General features: G+C 33.9%; 17 protein-coding genes and 1 pseudogene. 2 read left to right on the top strand and 16 right to left on the bottom strand.

What is annotated here, in order from left to right; all coding sequences use genetic code 11:
* Window positions 1-21: 21 nt before the first annotated feature.
* The 11 genes and pseudogenes from gorA to ribE form a co-directional block, all read right to left on the bottom strand.
* Complete coding sequence (gene gorA, locus GYM76_RS02025) at window positions 22-1,374, bottom strand: glutathione-disulfide reductase (RefSeq protein WP_220225717.1); 1,353 nt, start codon at window positions 1,372-1,374, stop codon at window positions 22-24.
* 192 nt (window positions 1,375-1,566) lie between these two features.
* Window positions 1,567-2,991: a bifunctional D-glycero-beta-D-manno-heptose-7-phosphate kinase/D-glycero-beta-D-manno-heptose 1-phosphate adenylyltransferase HldE gene (gene hldE, locus GYM76_RS02020; RefSeq protein ID WP_220225716.1), complete on the bottom strand. Its 1,425-nt coding sequence runs from the start codon at window positions 2,989-2,991 to the stop codon at window positions 1,567-1,569.
* 44 nt (window positions 2,992-3,035) lie between these two features.
* Window positions 3,036-3,797 (bottom strand): twin-arginine translocase subunit TatC, encoded by a 762-nt coding sequence (tatC, locus tag GYM76_RS02015; RefSeq protein ID WP_065563592.1) that lies wholly within the window; start codon window positions 3,795-3,797, stop codon window positions 3,036-3,038.
* A gap of 14 nt (window positions 3,798-3,811) precedes the next feature.
* Window positions 3,812-4,135: pseudogene (gene tatB / locus GYM76_RS02010) on the bottom strand (Sec-independent protein translocase protein TatB); the annotation flags it as partial.
* 3 nt (window positions 4,136-4,138) lie between these two features.
* The gene (gene tatA / locus GYM76_RS02005; protein ID WP_065563594.1) at window positions 4,139-4,351 is read right to left on the bottom strand and encodes a twin-arginine translocase TatA/TatE family subunit; all 213 of its coding nucleotides are present in this window, start codon (window positions 4,349-4,351) and stop codon (window positions 4,139-4,141) included.
* A 72-nt stretch (window positions 4,352-4,423) separates the two neighbouring features.
* Entirely contained in the window at window positions 4,424-5,965 is a 1,542-nt protein-coding gene (gene ubiB / locus GYM76_RS02000; protein ID WP_081299568.1) for a ubiquinone biosynthesis regulatory protein kinase UbiB, read from the bottom strand.
* Between the two features lie 15 nt (window positions 5,966-5,980).
* On the bottom strand, window positions 5,981-6,751 hold the full coding sequence (gene ubiE / locus GYM76_RS01995) for a bifunctional demethylmenaquinone methyltransferase/2-methoxy-6-polyprenyl-1,4-benzoquinol methylase UbiE (RefSeq protein WP_065563595.1): 771 nt from the start codon (window positions 6,749-6,751) through the stop codon (window positions 5,981-5,983).
* 62 nt (window positions 6,752-6,813) lie between these two features.
* Window positions 6,814-7,749 carry a multifunctional transcriptional regulator/nicotinamide-nucleotide adenylyltransferase/ribosylnicotinamide kinase NadR gene (gene nadR, locus GYM76_RS01990; RefSeq protein ID WP_220225715.1) on the bottom strand — a complete coding sequence of 312 codons (936 nt, stop codon included), beginning with the start codon at window positions 7,747-7,749 and terminating at the stop codon, window positions 6,814-6,816.
* Window positions 7,750-7,893: 144 nt separating this feature from the next.
* Window positions 7,894-8,931, bottom strand: coding sequence for a TrmH family RNA methyltransferase (locus GYM76_RS01985; RefSeq protein ID WP_220225714.1), 1,038 nt, complete (start codon window positions 8,929-8,931; stop codon window positions 7,894-7,896).
* A gap of 21 nt (window positions 8,932-8,952) precedes the next feature.
* Window positions 8,953-9,372 (bottom strand): transcription antitermination factor NusB, encoded by a 420-nt coding sequence (gene nusB, locus GYM76_RS01980; RefSeq protein WP_218058472.1) that lies wholly within the window; start codon window positions 9,370-9,372, stop codon window positions 8,953-8,955.
* A gap of 4 nt (window positions 9,373-9,376) precedes the next feature.
* Window positions 9,377-9,847 (bottom strand): 6,7-dimethyl-8-ribityllumazine synthase, encoded by a 471-nt coding sequence (gene ribE / locus GYM76_RS01975; protein ID WP_370632583.1) that lies wholly within the window; start codon window positions 9,845-9,847, stop codon window positions 9,377-9,379.
* 360 nt (window positions 9,848-10,207) lie between these two features.
* Here ribE and lpcA point away from each other — a divergent pair, with 360 nt between their 5' ends.
* Both lpcA and GYM76_RS01965 read left to right on the top strand, forming a co-directional pair.
* The gene (gene lpcA, locus GYM76_RS01970) at window positions 10,208-10,783 is read left to right on the top strand and encodes a D-sedoheptulose 7-phosphate isomerase (protein WP_220225713.1); all 576 of its coding nucleotides are present in this window, start codon (window positions 10,208-10,210) and stop codon (window positions 10,781-10,783) included.
* A 1-nt stretch (window position 10,784) separates the two neighbouring features.
* Window positions 10,785-11,564, top strand: coding sequence for a class II glutamine amidotransferase (locus GYM76_RS01965; RefSeq protein ID WP_065563601.1), 780 nt, complete (start codon window positions 10,785-10,787; stop codon window positions 11,562-11,564).
* Here GYM76_RS01965 and mdtH read toward each other — a convergent pair.
* The 5 genes from mdtH to asnS form a co-directional block, all read right to left on the bottom strand.
* The gene (gene mdtH / locus GYM76_RS01960; RefSeq protein WP_220225712.1) at window positions 11,542-12,753 is read right to left on the bottom strand and encodes a multidrug efflux MFS transporter MdtH; all 1,212 of its coding nucleotides are present in this window, start codon (window positions 12,751-12,753) and stop codon (window positions 11,542-11,544) included. The two genes, GYM76_RS01965 and mdtH, sit on opposite strands and share 23 nt — an antisense overlap.
* Entirely contained in the window at window positions 12,754-13,212 is a 459-nt protein-coding gene (locus GYM76_RS01955; RefSeq protein ID WP_065734666.1) for a methylglyoxal synthase, read from the bottom strand.
* A gap of 132 nt (window positions 13,213-13,344) precedes the next feature.
* Window positions 13,345-14,490, bottom strand: a complete 1,146-nt coding sequence (locus GYM76_RS01950) for a porin (RefSeq protein WP_220225711.1) — start codon at window positions 14,488-14,490, stop codon at window positions 13,345-13,347.
* A gap of 309 nt (window positions 14,491-14,799) precedes the next feature.
* Window positions 14,800-15,978 carry a porin gene (locus GYM76_RS01945; RefSeq protein WP_220225710.1) on the bottom strand — a complete coding sequence of 393 codons (1,179 nt, stop codon included), beginning with the start codon at window positions 15,976-15,978 and terminating at the stop codon, window positions 14,800-14,802.
* A gap of 306 nt (window positions 15,979-16,284) precedes the next feature.
* Window positions 16,285-17,688 (bottom strand): asparagine--tRNA ligase, encoded by a 1,404-nt coding sequence (asnS, locus tag GYM76_RS01940; RefSeq protein ID WP_220225709.1) that lies wholly within the window; start codon window positions 17,686-17,688, stop codon window positions 16,285-16,287.
* Window positions 17,689-17,823 lie beyond the last annotated feature (135 nt).

Here is a 17,823-nt window from a genome sequence, read left to right as displayed (position 1 = left end):
ATATAATAAATTTTCTATATACTAGCGCATTGTAACAAACTCTTCAGCGGCTGTCGGATGAATGGCGATGGTGTTATCAAAGTCTTTTTTTGTTGCACCCATTTTTAATGCGACAGCAAAACCTTGTAAAATTTCGTCCATACCATAGCCTATACCATGAATGCCGACTATTTTTTCTTGTTCACCAATACAAACTAATTTCATTTTACACGGTTGGCGATGAGAAGTTACGGCAGTATACATAGCAGTAAACGTAGATTTATAGACCTTCACGTTTTCAGGGCCATATTGTAACATTGCTTGTGGTTCTGTTAACCCAACTGTCCCGATCGGTGGATGGGTAAATACCACCGTTGGAATATTAGTATAATCTAGATGTTCATTTGGTTTATTGTTGAAAAGTCGTTCAGATAAGCGTCGACCAGCAGCAACTGCAACTGGTGTTAATGCCGCTGCTCCAGTATCATCGCCAACAGAATAAATTCCTGCTACATTAGTATTTTGATACTCATCAACAATAATAAACCCATTACTGTCAACTTTAATGCCAGCTGCAGATAAATTCATTTCTTTAGTTGCAGGTTCTCGTCCTATTGCCCAAATTAAACAATCAACAGTATAATTTTTACCATCTTCTAATGTTAACGTTAATGATTCATCAACGTTTTTAGTGACAGAAGATGGAATTGCAAAAGTATGCAAATGCTGACCATCATTAGTTATAACTTCCATTAATGTTTCAACAATCAATGGATCGAAAGCACGTAAAGGTGTGCCTTGCCGAACAAATTGATGAGTTTCAGCACCTAGCGAGTGTAAAACACTGGCAATTTCACAAGCTATATAGCCTGCACCAACAACGGCCACTCTTTTTGGTAATGCTTTTAATTCAAAGAATCCATCAGAAGTAATTCCATATTGCGCTCCGGGAATATTGGGTATACTTGGCTTACCACCGACAGCAATAAGAATATGATCGGCACTATAATGCACACCATTGACATCAAGCGTTTTGCTATCAATAAATTTAGCATATCCATGAATAACATCGACATTATTATTGTTTAATACTCGATCATAAGATTGATGAACACGATCAATATAAGCTGTTCGGCTAGCGATTAGTTTATCCCAATCAAAATGATTAATTGTCGTATCAAAACCATAATCAGGGCCATAATGATTAATCGCCTCAGCAATTTGTGCACCATACCACATAATTTTTTTGGGAACACACCCAACATTGACACAAGTTCCGCCTAATAATTTAGCTTCAATAATAGCGCACTTTTTACCGTAAGATGCCGCTCGATTAATTGAAGCAATACCCCCACTACCACCACCGATAGCAATATAGTCATAGTGTTTAGTCATAAAAGAAATCCTTTAAATAAATTAGCATTTGGTAGTTGATAGGTTTGCATAAAGCAGATAATAAAAAAAGTATTAATTATGAAATTTAACGATAGTTAATACCTATTGATTGATTTTAAAATATACCCAAACCTAAATTATTCGATAATTGACTAATTAGCTACTTAAATAAATAGCTAATTATTATATTATTTATTTCCGTTTAATCTTATCAATGATGTTTGTGGTCGAACAACCATCTTCAAAATTAAGGACTTTAACTACTCCACCTGCTTCTATAACTTCTTTTCCACCAGCGATATCTTCAGGTTTATAGTCACCACCTTTTACTAATACATCAGGTAAAATACCGGCAATCAACCTTTGTGGAGTCTCTTCTTCAAAAGGAACAACCCAGTCAACTGAATCAAGTGCACCTAATACTATCATTCTTTGCATTAATGGATTTATTGGTCGGGATTCCCCTTTCAATTGTTTTACTGAGGTATCACTATTTACTGCTACAATCAAACGGTCACCAAGCTTGCGAGCATTAGCAAGATATGAAACATGCCCAGCGTGTAAAATGTCAAAACAGCCATTAGTCATGACAATTTTTTCACCACGTAATCGTGCTTTACGAATTTCTTCTTTTAATTCATCTTCAGTCATCACCCCAAAACCATCATCTGCGCGAGCCCGAATAGCATTACTTAATTCAACTTGCGAAACAGTTGATGTTCCCAATTTACCGACAACTACACCGGCTGCAGCGTTTGCTAAATAACAGCTTTCTTCAAGTGATTGCCCTGCAGCTAATGAAGCTGCTAAAGTTGCGATTACAGTATCACCCGCACCGGTAACATCAAATACCTCTTTAGCTTGAGTTGGTAGATGGTAAACAGGTTTATCTAATTGTATTAACGTCATGCCTTTTTCACTACGAGTAACAAGCAAGGCTTTAAGATCATATTGCTTAATAAGTTGAGAACCTTTTTCAATGATCTCTTCTTCTGTTTTACATGTTCCAACTACAGCTTCAAATTCAGACATATTTGGTGTCAGTAATGTTACACCACGATAACGCTCAAAATCAGTACCTTTAGGATCAACCAATATTGGTACATTAACTTTTCGTGCTTGTTTTATCATTTCTTGTACAGCAGTTAATGCACCTTTGGCATAATCCGATAGAACCATTACTTTAGAAGTTGTAAGTGCGGTATCAATACGCTCTAAAATAGGAGTATGATCCACATTATTAAAACCTTCCTCAAAATCAATCCTTATTAATTGTTGATTTCTTGATAACACTCTTAATTTAGTAATAGTTGGATGTGTTGAGACAGATACAAAATCGCAATGAACATGTCGATTAGTAAGTTGCTCATCAAGCACCTTAGCAGGTTCATCCATTCCTGTAAGACCAATTAAACGCGCTTTACCTCCGAGGGAGGTAATATTGAGTGCAACATTAGCTGCACCGCCAGGACGTTCTTCAAGAGAATCAATTTTAACAATTGGTACAGGCGCTTCTGGTGATATGCGATTGGTACCGCCATACCAATAGCGATCTAACATAATATCGCCAACAACAAGAACATTTGCCAGATTAAACTCAGGAAGAGATGTTTTCATTTAGTTATCCTTTACTCGTATTCATTGGATCAATTATCAATCTATTATTCATCGTCTATATTTTTATCATCATCTTGTATGATTTTTTTTCTTGGTTGATAAAACCGGGCAAAGAATGTCCCAACTTCAAATAATAAACAGATAGGTACAGCTAATAAAATTTGTGAAAATACGTCTGGTGGTGTAACAAACATAGCTACAGCAAATACTGCTACAATAATATAAGGTCTTTTTTTACGTAGATTTTTAGGGGTTGTTACTCCTGTCCAGCACAGCAATATTATTGCAACAGGGACTTCAAATGCAAAACCAAAGACTATAAATAATGTCATGACAAAATCAAGATATTTAGTTATATCGGTATTTATCGCAACATCAACTGGAGCAGTATGAATAAAGAAGTAAAAAGCGAGAGGAAATACTGCAAAATAAGCAAACGCAATACCAATATAAAAAAGTACCGTACTTGAAATTATCAATGGCATAATTAGACGTTTTTCATGTTGATATAATGCAGGTGCAATAAATCCCCATACTTGATACAAAATATAAGGAATCGAAATAAATATCGAAACAACAGCAGTCAGTTTAATAGGAGTAAAAAATGGTGCCGCAATGTCAGTTGCAATCATGCTACTACCTTTTGGCAATTGACTAATAAGCGGATTAGCAACAATATGGTAAATATCATTCGAGAAATAGAGTAAACACGTTAATACAATTAATATACAGATGATACATCGTAAAAGCCGTGTTCTTAGTTCTACTAGATGACCAATAAGTGGTTGCGTTGCGTCGTCTGTCATAATTTATCTTTGTCTGAATGAATTGTTGTATCTATTTGAGAGGCGGAATCGATCTCTTTTTGTAGTGTTTCGGTTACGCGTTTTAATTCATCAATGGATTCTTGAATTTCCGGTGTTAGAGTATTTAGCCCACTTTGTTCTGCTTTTTTTAAACTATCTTGTAACTCTTGTAATTTAAGCTCTTTATTCAATTCTAACTGAACAGTTGCAGACATACGGCGGAGTACTTTTATCCAGCTTGCAACAGTTTTAATTGCAATAGGTAGACGCTCTGGCCCTAATACGACCAACCCGATAATTAAGACTAATAGTAGCTGACCAAAGCTAATATCAAACACAAGTTACTCTTTATTGGTGTGGTTATCATCAGATGAGTTAAGACGTTCCACTTTTTGTGAATCATCTGTCTCTTTTTGATCATCGTCGTCATTCATAGCTTTCTTAAAACCTTTAATGGAAGCCCCAAGATCAGAGCCCAATGAACGCAATTTTTTTGTTCCAAATAATAGAACGATAACCGCTACAAATATGAGTAATTTGGGCAAACTTGGCATATGATAAGTCTCCAATAGCTTAAAATAGTAAAATTATACACTTAAATGGTAAGATTCCAAAAAATAACTCGCTTAATGCCCGACAAGTAAAGCAATACATAAAAGACTAAGAATACTAATTGCAAACATTAATCTTTGTTGGTTTCTTTTACTACGTTGAAGTTGTTGATTAATCTGTTTTAACTGAACATGCATCAGCTTAGTCATCCGAGCCTGATCATTCAACTTTTCCGGTAGCTCAACAACAAGGTTTTTCCATTCTGGTAAGGAAGTCCAAACTTGATGTAATAACTTTTTAGCACTGTATTTATCTTCATACCAATTTTCTAAAAATGGTTTAGCCGTTTGCCACAAGTCAAGTTCTGGATAGAGTTGACGCCCTAACCCTTCTATATAAAATAACGTTTTTTCAAGTAAGGTTAATTGAGGTTGAATATCCATCTCAAATTGACGTGCAACTTGAAATAGTGATAATAAAATTTGTGAAAAGGAGAGCTCACCAAGTGGTTTAGCAAATGCAGGTTCGCAAACATTGCGCATAGCCATTTCTAATGCGGCAACATCCGTTGTTTCAGGAACCCAACCTGATTTGATATAAATTTGTGCAATTTTTCGATAATCTTGGTTAAAAAATGCAAGAAAATTTTCAGCCAAATAGCGTTGATCATCTTCAGTCAAAATACCTACAATTGCACAATCTATCCCAATGTAACGAGGATTTTGGGGTTCGCTTATATCCACAAAGATATTGCCCGGGTGCATATCTGCATGAAAAAAATTATCCCTAAATACTTGGGTAAAGAAAGCTTGAACACCACGCTCTGCTAATAACTTCATATTGACATTATTTCTTTTTAATTCATCAACATTAGCTATCGGAGTACCGTAAATTCGCTCTTCAACTAAAACATTTTTTCGGCACAAATCTTGGTACACATAGGGAATATAAAGGATCTCACTATTAATGAAATTGTCGCGCAAACGAGCTGTGTTATAGGCTTCTTTCTGAAGATCCAATTCTTTTAGAAGCGTGTTTTCATAATCACTGACAATTTCTACAGCCCGTAACTTTTCACCAAATTTTATCCGTTTAGTAAATTGGTTAGCAATCCAATACATTAAGCGAATGTCAGATTTAATTATAGGTAAAATATTTGGTCGCAAAACTTTGATTACCACTTCAGCTTGGCTACTTTTTAAAGTTGCTGTATGAACTTGTGCGATGGATGCTGATGCTAATGGTTGATCATTAAAATCTGAAAAATAAAAATCTATAGGACACCCTAGAGCAGTTTCAATAATTTGTTTTGCAATTTTTCCATCGAAAGGGGTAACTTGGTCTTGTAATTTGGCTAGAGCATCGACAAGATGTTTTGGCAACACATCGCGTCTTGTTGAAACCATTTGCCCAAATTTTATCCATACCGGGCCTAGCTCTTGTAAGGCTTGACGCAACCTTTCACCAATCTCTTGTTGATTTGATTTAGGTCTAACCCAAAACAAACAAAACAATAATACTCGTAACCACCTTGAGACACGGTGTTTTGGTAATAGCTCTTCTAATCGATAAGCTCGAAATATGGTTAATATTTTATAAAGTCGAAAAAATGTCATTATTTGTTTATCACATTAAAATTTAAAACCAGTATGTAAGGCTACAATACCGCCTGTCATATTGTGATATTTAACATCGACAAACCCAGCATCTTCCATCATTTTTTTCAGTGTTTTTTGATCTGGGTGCATTCTGATAGATTCAGCTAAATATCGATAACTATCTGAATCATTCGCTACGATTTTTCCCATTAATGGCAACATAGTAAATGAGTAAAGATCGTAGGCTTTATTTAAAATTTGGTATTGTGGTTTAGAGAATTCTAGAATCAATAAACGCCCTCCTGGCTTTAAAACTCGCCACATAGATTCTAGCGCTTTTTGCTTATCAGTCACATTTCGTAGACCAAATGAGATAGTGATACAATCAAAATAGTTATCTGCAAATGGTAACTCCTCTGCATTTGCTTGTACATATTCAATATTTTTAAATAAGCCTTTATCTCGTAGTTTATCTCTACCAACCTTAAGCATCGACTCATTGATATCTGCTAATACAACTAAGCCATCATCTCCAACTATTTGTGAGAATTTAGCTGTTAAATCACCTGTACCACCAGCCAGATCAAGGACTTTTTGTCCTTTCCTAACACTACTATACTCAATAGTTATTTTTTTCCAGATTCGGTGAATACCAAATGACATTAGATCGTTCATGATATCGTATTTATCTGCAACAGAATGAAACACCTCTGCTACGCGTTTTACTTTATCTTGTTTTGGAACTTGGGTGTAACCAAAATCAATTTTATCCTGATTTTCATTTGGTTGAGAAGATTGAGACATAAAAATTCACCTATCACAAAAAGTTAGCTTATTTTAACATAAGCTAACCTAAATGTGATGAGCTAAATCAATAACGATTCAACCATTTTAGAAACAATTTCAAAATGCTGTAATGGAGTGGAATTCGCCGGTAATTCGTTTTCATGAATAATTAAATCAAATTGGTAACTACTTTTTAGTCCAATTAAGACTTCATTAGATTTGCCAAAAATTTGCTCGTAGTAGTTAGATAATGTCCCAAAATCGATCGAAGTAAAGAGAAGCTTATTAGTATTTTCTAATGATTTACTCATTCTCTCTACATGTAACATTGCAATTCTTAGATAATCATTTTCACTTAAGTAACGTTTATTTTCTAGAGTGGAAATTTCTCGTTGAATATAATTTATATACCCATTTGAAACATATTGTGTATTATAAATATTAGCTAATTTTACGGGCAATTCATTAAATTTATCATGTCCTATGATGGCGACTTTTTTAACAAAAAAAGGTCTAGCTGCTTGGGCAATAAAAGACCAATTTTGATAAGGATTTTCTCGAATTTTGGTTGCACTGATATTAACGAATTCACGATTAGCATCAATAACAACTACAGGGCAACCAAAATAGCGCTCATGCTCCGTTACATCTTGTGGTTCACTAGTAAACACAACAGATGGTTCAATTTTATTTTCTGATAATATATGTTTAATACTATCACTCCACTCTTTCCAACCATTAGGATAATAGTTAATTCCAGTTTCATCAGAAATATAAATATGAATATTATGTCTATCTTTGAAGGTATCTTTTAACCATGAAAAACGATCACTAACTTGCGGCTGTCTAGGTAAACGACTTTTCTCAAATAGTTGTTTATCGCGAGTTGCTTCACAACCAAGCATTACATGTAATTCATCAACTTGCGTTAACGCTTTTTCAATAAGATAAATGTGGCCACTGTGTAATGGATAGAACTTACCAAAAATTAAACCAACTCGATGTTTAGATGACATAATAATTACCAATACATTAAAAAACTCGATACCAATGTACAGAAAAAACAACCATTTTCTAACCAATTGATGCTATTTAATATAATGAGAAGATAAAAGTGTTAACTTCATCAAAGTATTCAAAAATAACTAGAGCAATATCAATTAAGATTGATATTTAATAGTAGATAAAACAATCCCTGCTGCAACAGAAATATTTAATGCCGACATATTATCATTACCACTCAAATGCACAACATTATCAGCACAATTAATTAACTTTGTGTTAATTTGTTGAAATATAATTAATACAACTTTCTTTTTAAATTGAAGTTGTGATAATTCGGTTGATTTAATGGATTTTGACTGACATGGTAATAAGGCAATTATTTGATAACCATTCTTTTTTAATATATCTATGGATACAATAAAATCATCACTTTTAATTGGTTCAATCGCTTCAATACCACCTTCAGCGACTCGCATTGCTGATCCACTATCAAGCAAATTAGTTTGACGCAAAATGATACCATTAACTCCAAAAAAAGCAGCGCTACGAACTAATCCACCTAAATTATGAGGGTTATTAACATCATCAATCGCAAGAATACAATCACGAACTCTATCATCATGTTCATGTAAGTAATCAAGTAAAGAGAGTGGTATCCGTTTTTTAACAATTAAACAGACTCCACCATGATGTAGGTTTTGAGTTATTTTAGTAATTTGTTCTGTTGATACAACGTTATAACCTAGTCGTTGTTTGACTAACCAATTAATTAAATCTTTAAACTGGTAAGTCATTTCTTGAGTAATAAATAATTTCACTATAGCAAAGCGTCGATGCTTAAATACAGCTCTACAACTGTTTTCACTATAAACTAAAGTCTCTTCTTTTTTTTGTCGATACTCATCGTAACCAAATGTTGGAGTTTGATCGTTATCTTTAACTTTTTTTTGCCAAGGAGAATCATGTTCATCTGATAAATTTAAGTTTACTTTAGATGACTTTATAGTTTTATTTGATGATTTTACTTTAAATGTTTCAATTCGATCATTTTTTGCATTTGAATTAGACTGAAAACTATCATTTTTACGCTTACTTCGATGATCATTGCCTTTGTTTTTTACAGATTTCACACTTGATTGACTATTTTTGGCATAAAAAATTGAAGGCCTGCTTTTTTCGATCGTGTCGTTCATAATATTCCCAATTTAAGACAGTTATCGTGTACGAATAGTTGGAGCAACTTTATCCAATACACCATTTATAAATTTGTGGCTTTCTTCTGCGCCAAAAGTTTTCGCCAGATCAATTGCTTCATTGATAACCACTTTATAAGGGACATCATGTCTCTTCATTAATTCATAAGTTGCAATTCGTAGTACCGCTAATTCAATTTGTCCTAACTCATCAACAGTTCTTTCTGTTAGGTAAGGTGCCATTTTTTCATCTAATTCTGCTGTGTTTTTGGCAACACCATGAAGTAATTCTCTAAAATATTTACTATCAACACCTTTCATATCTTGTTCAGCTATAAAACTGCTCTCAACATCAGCAAGATCATTTTTAGAAATTTGCCAAGAGTAAATGGCTTGAACGGCACACTCTCTTGCTCGACGACGAGGATTAACTAACGCCACTAAATTACCCCTTAATTGTTTTGATAACATTTAACATTTCAAGTGCGGTTAATGCTGCTTCAGCACCTTTATTACCAGCTTTAGTTCCAGCTCGTTCGATCGCCTGCTCAATACTTTCGGTGGTTAAAATTCCAAAACCAACTGGTATTGAATACTCTAAACTAGCATTCAATAAACCTGAACTTGATTCTCCAGCAACGAAATCAAAATGAGCCGTACTGCCACGAATTACCGTACCTAATGCTACAATGGCATCATATTTTTTTGATTGCGCAGCAACTTTTGCTGCTAAAGGAATTTCGTAAGCGCCTGGTACCCAAATAACTGAAATGTTTTTATCTTCAACTTGACCAATACGAGTTAATGCATCTACTGCTCCATTAACTAAACTTTCGTTAATAAATTGGTTAAAACGTGCCACGATAATGGCTACTTTAGCTTTTGGTCCAGCAACTTTACCTTTAACTATTTGCATATTTATTCCTTATCGATAGATTCTAGATGCAATTTTATAATCACTTTTAGTGAAAAATTTATAGGCCAATTATAGCACAGATTAAAGGGTTATCCTATTAGCAAAAATGGGGAATTAACATGTTTATAACAAGCATAAGTAAGTATGATTATTTGAAAGTTATTGTTTGTAAATTTACTGTTTATAAAGTGTAATTTTTACATTTATAAATTATCATTCCTTCAACAAAGATTTATAAATTTTTAATAATTGCATCAAAGTTTTTTCTTACTATAAGAAATTTCATTTTTATTACTTGCAAGCTGTTATTAACGAATTACAATGGTAAGAAAAAAGCTTTCTACAAAAGAGGTAAAATTGATGTACATTAACACTATTCGAGATGAGCTAAATCAAGCAATTGAAGTTTTAGCCAATTTCATTTCAAATGATGAAAATCTTAAACAAATCCAACAGGCGGCCATTTTAATCGCAAACTCATTTAAACAAGGTGGTAAAGTACTTTCATGTGGTAATGGAGGTTCTCATTGTGACGCTATGCATTTTGCTGAAGAGTTAACAGGCCGTTTTCGCGATAATCGACCATCCTATCCAGCCATTGCAATTTCAGATGTAAGTCATATATCCTGTGTTGGTAATGATTATGGTTTCGATTCTATTTTTTCTCGCTATGTAGAAGGTGTTGGTCAAAAAGGTGATGTACTACTAGGTATTTCAACTTCAGGAAACTCAACTAATGTCATTAAAGCGATTGAAGCAGCAAAACAAAAAGGTATGAAAATTATTACTCTTACAGGTAAAGATGGTGGAAAAATGAATGGTTTGGCTGATGTAGACATTCGTGTACCTCATTTTGGTTATGCTGATAGAGTTCAAGAAATCCATATAAAAGTGATTCATATTTTGATTTTACTCATTGAAAAAGAGATGGCTTAATATGTGCGAATTATTGGGTATGAGTGCCAATGTGCCGACTGATATCTGTTTTAGTTTTACCAGTTTAATCAAACGTGGTGGTGATAAAGGTCCACATAAAGATGGTTGGGGAATAACATTTTATGAAGGTAAAGGATGTCGTACATTCAAAGATCCTGAACCTTGTAGTTTTTCACCTATAGCTAAATTAGTTCAACAATACCCAATAAAATCAACGGCAGTAATTGCTCATATTCGTCAAGCTAATCGAGGAGGAGTAGCTCTAGAAAATACCCATCCTTTTACTCGCGAATTATGGGGAAAAAATTGGACTTTTGCCCACAATGGGCAATTAACTGATTACGAAAAGCTGCATATGGGAATTTTTCAACCAGTTGGATTAACCGACAGTGAATATGCTTTTTGTTACTTAATTAATCAGTTACATAAAAAATATCCCAAACAACCTACCGATGATATTGAACTTTTTGATTATATTCGAGAGTGTGCGATTAAATTAACCGAACTTGGTATTTTTAATATGTTACTTTCAGATGGTGAATATGTATTTGCCTATTGCTCGACTAATCTTCATTGGATTACCCGAAAAGCGCCATTTGGTAAAGCAAAATTAATTGATGAAGATGTTGAAATCGATTTTCAAAAGCATACTACACCAAATGATATTGTCACTATTATTTCAACTATGCCGTTAACCTCAAATGAAACTTGGCATAAATTAAACACTGGTGAAGCAATTTTATTTAAATATGGTGAAATTAATCAATTTTTTTCATCTTGACTAAATTAAAAGGTGGTTCATCCTTAAATAAATATTGTAAATAACCTAACGTTAATAAACCAACTAAAGTTAAAATAATCCACGGTAAATGCAAAAAACCCATCTTGATTGCAATTTCATAAAGCCAACCAGCACCGGTATAACCAACAAACCCACCTAAAGCAAGCCCTAATCGACTAAATCCCATGTAACTACCTTTGGCTTTTGGATTAGTTAAAACGGTTGCTAAAGTTTCTCTAGCCGGCTCTGCTACAATTGCCCCAAGATAAAAAAGCGCTATGAGTGATAACAAAATAGATAATTGGGATGTAAATCCGATTATTATAAAGGCAAACGACATCAATAGTAATCCAAATTTAAGGCGTTGATCTAATCTAAAATGTTTTTCACTAAACCGAGCAATAGGATAAAGTAGAGTTAGTGAGATAATTGCTTCAATCACGTACATCCATTTCACATAGCTTGAACTTCCTGAAATATTGGTAATAGTTAGAGGTAGCATCAACATGACTTGTACCCCAAGCACATAATAACCAGTTAAAGTAAGCACATAATGAGTAAACTTTTTATCTTTCAAAACGATTTTCATACCATTAATAATTGAAGCTTTACCAATTGCAATATGATAAGAGGGTAAAAAAAACAGATTAAAAATGCCACATAAGAAAAAGATAAAAGCGCCGCACCAACAAACTAATTGGAAATCATAATCTATTAAGATACCACCAATAAGAGCACCAATAACTGCACCTGCATTATCTTGTATCATTAATAAAGATATAAATTTGCCTCGTTCGTGAGGCCTAGTAAATTTTATGGTTAATCCCATTCGAGGTGGATCAAATAACAGTCCACCCAATGCAGACAATAAGCAAGATACAAGTAATAACCAGTGTTCAGTTGCTAAAGCCATTGAAATAAAGCCAATCGACCGCAAAAACATACCTGTTATGATCATAGGTTTTGCACCAAATCGATCAGCTATAGCACCACCAATTAAGCCAAATCCTTGTTGAACAAATTGACGAAATCCTAAAGCAAAACCAACAAATAGTGCACTCCAACCTACTTGGCTAACAAAGTGCGTAGAAACGAGCGGAAATACGACATAAAATCCCAATACAATAAACAGATTATCAAATAATAAGATGTATCTACCTGTTTTGCGAACTTGTGAAGGAATTGGCATCTATTTTACTCTTTCATTTAAATAGCCTTGATAATCAGGGATCTCTATCTCCACTTCTTGAGTAAATATTGAGGACTGTATTAATGCGTTAGCTGTTGCTTGATTAGTTGCAACAGGAATGTTCCAAACCGTTGATAAGCGTAATAGTGCTTTTACATCTGGATCATGAGGAACGGCATTTAGAGGATCCCAGAAAAAGATAAGAATATCAATTTTACCTTCTGCGATTAAAGCGCCGATCTGCTGATCGCCCCCCATTGGACCACTAAGCATTGGCGTAATATTTAATCCGGTTTCTTTCTTAATTAATGTACCTGTTGTACCTGTTCCACATAAATTATGATGAGAGAGTTCTTCGCGATTTGTTTTGCACCAATTTAATAATGCTTCTTTCAAATGATCATGTGCAACCAATGCAATGCTTTTCTTTGCAGGTAGCTTTCGAGTAATATAAAGCATCAAATAATCCTAATTCCTTATTATTTTTTGTATTTTTTAACAAACTATCTATTAAAGTGCAAGCAGTATTTGATCCAGAAAGACAAGAAAAAAGGCACCGAAGTGCCTTTATCAAATCAAAAGATAAAATAATTAGAATTGATAAATTAATCCTAATGCAACAGTATCCTTAGCTGTTGCTTTAATTTGAGATTTACTAAATGTACCGTCTTCATATAAAGCACGACGTGCGCCAATATCATTTTTATCTAACAAGTTGATTTTATAATCAACAATGGCTGATAAATTTTTATTGAAATCGTAAGTTAAGCCAACATCAACATATTTAACTAAATCATTACCTTTAAGGCCTGCATCACCACTTCTTGAGAAGCTTGAAGCATCTTGTACTTTATGTTGAATATATGCAACAGAAGGTGTTAAACGGCCAACTTCAAAGTCAATACCATATTGTGCAACTAATTCAAAACCTTTGGTTTTCAAATCATCAGTATTACTTGTACTTGACGCTTTTTCCCAACCATATTTTTGTTTACCTTGAATATAAAGTGCAGCTAAATAAAGATTGTCGTTATTATATTTAGCACCTGCTGACCATGCTTTAGCATCTTTATGTCCGCCAGTTTGCGCATAACCTGCACCAATAGATAAACCACTATCAAGCACATCCCAATCAATTACAGAACCCCATGCTTCTGCACTATCATGGTCAGTACGATCGTGTTTATTTAGATATTGAGTTGAACTATTATCTCCGTTATCTGCATACTGTACTGCAAAACGCAAACCGTCAACTAATCCAAAAAAGTTTGAATTACGATAAGTCGCTACTGCTTTTGTTCTAGCCGTTAATGCATAAATATCATTATTTGAAGCATCACCACCAAATTCAGGTAGAACGTCAGTATAAGAAGTTAAAGTTTTTAATACGCCGTCATTACGACCGTAGTCAAATGAACCAAAATCACCGAAATTTAAACCAGCATATGCATAACGAGTTTCGTTATCAGCATCTGATCCAGTTTTTGCTTCATATTCCCAACGACCATAGCCGCTCAAACTATCTGAAATTTGTGTTTCACCTGACATACCTAAACGAGCTGTCGTTTTGTCACCTTCACCAGTTTGATTATTTCGATCAGTAAGATAATTTAAAGCATAGACTCGACCATAAAAGTCAACTTTATTGCCATCTTTGTTCCACACTTCAATAGAAGCGCTAGCTGTTCCGGCAATTAATAGTACAGGAATAGCAATTGCTAATAGATTACGTTTCATTTAATTACCCTCTTAGGTATTTTATTATTTAAAAAAGATACAAAAATATTTGTTCTTGGTTTAATAAATAGTTGCTTTCAAATAGCAACTAAATTATTACTGGGATATCTACTATTGAATACTAGATTTTTATTGAAACACTGTAGATTAACAATGTTTATCACATGTAATTCTGCGAATTAGGACTATTTTATGACTTAAAATTAATTTTTTTTAAGCATAAAATGTTTTTTTGTATGGTTTAACACTTAATAGACGAAAAAAAAGGCACTTAAGTGCCTTTTTAAGATATTTAAGGATATTAAGAGATTAGAATTGGTAAATTAAACCAACACCTAACACGTCTTTAGTACCTGGTTTGTTCGCATGTTTACCACGTTGAGTTTCGGTATTACTTGCTGCACCGATATCTTTACGATCAAGTAAGTTAAATTTGTATTCAACAATTGCACTAAAGTTTTTATTTAGATCATAAGTTGCACCTACAGATACATACTTAACTTCTGGTGAATTAAATCCTTTGTATTTCCAAATATAACCATATCTGTGGAAATTGTTATAATCAGAAGATTTAACTTTGTGTTGAACGTAAGCAATTGACGGAGTTAAACGACCAACCTCAAGATCAATACCATATTGAGCTACTAATTCAAAACCTCTAACTTTGAAATCAGTATTTCTTACAAAAACATCATCACCAGCTACTTCACCATGGGTAGCAACACCATTTTTGTGTTTACTTTGGAAGTAGTTAGCACCTAAATATAGGTTATAGTTGTCATATTTGATACCTGTTGCCCAAGTGCTATGACGATTATCACTACCAGCATCTTGTGCATAACCACCACCAAGAGTTAAACCAGTATCAAAAATACGCCATTGTGCATTTGCACCCCAAGCTTCTTTTGATTGTTTATTGTACTTATCTAAATGACTATTTGTTAAACGATACTCTTTAGTTGCATCACCATTATCAGCATATTGTAATGCAAAGCTCAAGTCATCAGTTAAACCAAAGAAGTTATTATTACGGTAAGTAGCAACAGCTTTTGTACGTTCAGTTAATACATGCCATTTGTTGTTTGCTGCATCACCACCAAATTGTGGTAATACGTCAGTATATGCAGTGATTGCTTTTAACACACCGTCATTACGACCATAATCGAATGAACCAAAATCACCAAAGTTTAAACCAGCGAATGCATAACGCACTTCATTGTCAGAATTTTTTCCTGCTTTAGCTTCATATTCCCAACGACCATAACCAGTGATGCCGTCAGTGATTTGTGTTTGACCAGACATACCTAAACGAGCTGAAGTATCATCTCCTTCATCTTTTTGTCCACGGTCAGTGATGTTGTTAGCTGCTTTTACTCGTCCGTAAAAGTCTACTTTGTTACCATCTTTATTCCATACTTCGATAGAAGCATTTGCACCTGTTGCTACTAAAAGAGCAGGGATAGCGATTGCTAATAGATTACGTTTCATTTCTTACCCTCATGGTTATTTTTCTTAAAAGACACGTCTTTTGGGTTGTGTCAATTTTGTTACAATGATTATTCATCCAAAAATAATGTTTTTAACTAATGTTTATAACTATTATTTTTATCTCAATTTTCACAGTACTGTAAATTATGTATAAAAATTTATTAAAATCAAGTGAACTTTTCCTAAAATTTCGTGTCTAAGCTTAAAATTGCATCCGTTTGATTAATTTTTATACAATTTTTGTATTTTATTTATATTAATTTTTATATCAACTGACAAAAAGTCAGTTGATAATTTGAGCAAATTTTAGAAATTTGCATTACGCGGTGTTCTTGGAAATGGGATCACATCACGAACATTTTGTACACCAGTGACATAAACTATCAAGCGTTCAAAACCAAGTCCAAAACCTGAATGTGGTACAGTTCCATAACGACGCAAATCACGATACCACCAGTAGTCTTCTTTTTTAAGACCTAACTCATCCATACGTTTATCTAACATATCTAAGCGTTCTTCACGTTGCGAACCACCAATGATCTCGCCGATTCCTGGCGCTAATACATCCATTGCTGCAACAGTTTTACCATCATCATTCATACGCATATAGAATGCTTTTATATCCTTAGGATAATTTTTAACAACAACAGGCGCTTTAAAATGTTGTTCAGCCAAATACCGTTCATGTTCTGAGGCTAAATCAATTCCCCAACTGACAGGATTTTCAAATTTTGCATCACAATTTTGTAAAATAGAAATGGCATCGGTGTAATCAACTTGAGCAAAATCAGCATTAATAAAGTTTTCTAAACGATTGATTGCTTCTTTATCAATATGTTGAGCAAAAAACTGCATATCATCAGCACGTTTCTCTAGTACCGTCTTGAAAACATATTTCAACATATCTTCGGCTAGTTTGGCATTATCGTTAAGATCAGCAAAAGCAACTTCCGGCTCCATCATCCAAAATTCGGCTAAATGACGAGTAGTGTTTGAATTTTCAGCTCTAAATGTTGGACCAAAAGTATAAACTTTAGAAAGTGCACAAGCATAAGTTTCTGCATTGAGTTGACCCGAAACGGTTAAAAAGGCTTCTTTACCAAAAAAGTCTTTATCAAAGTCAATTTTACCATTATCTGTTTTAGGTAGATTTAACATATCAAGAGTTGAAACTCGAAACATTTCCCCCGCACCTTCAGTATCTGATGCAGTGATAATTGGTGTTGATAACCAGAAGAATCCACGTTCATCAAAAAATTGGTGAATTGCTTGGGCTAATGTATGTCGCACACGAGTGATTGCTCCAACAATATTGGTTCTAGCTCGTAAATGGGCAACTTCACGAAGATATTCAATTGAGTGACGTTTAGCGGCCATAGGATAAGTTTCAGGATCATCAACAAAACCATAAACTTCAACATTCGTTGCTTGCAACTCATATTTTTGACCTTGACCAGGAGATTCAACTACTTTTCCTGTTACTTTTACTGAACAGCCAGCAGTTAAACGTAAAATATCCTGTTCATAATTTGGTAGTTCTTTTTCTATAACAGCTTGAATAGGATCAAAGCATGAGCCATCATAAACAGCCAGAAATGAAATACCGGCTTTCGAATCACGGCGCGTTCGTACCCAGCCCTGAACAGAAATAGTGCTACCAACAGCAATTTTGCCTTGTAACACGTCAACAATAGGAGCAACTGAATTCATTTTAATTATCCATCTCTATTTTATTATCTATATAGTTAATATTATTAAAAGCAATATAAATTTAAAATGACTAACCATAAAAAATTTTCTTTATGATTAATAATACCGGTTAATGATATATTACTTATTTAATTT

This window comes from Gilliamella sp. ESL0443, from assembly GCF_019469165.1.
GTDB lineage: Bacteria > Pseudomonadota > Gammaproteobacteria > Enterobacterales > Orbaceae > Gilliamella > Gilliamella apicola_E.
This window is presented reverse-complemented; position numbering and strand designations above follow the sequence as displayed.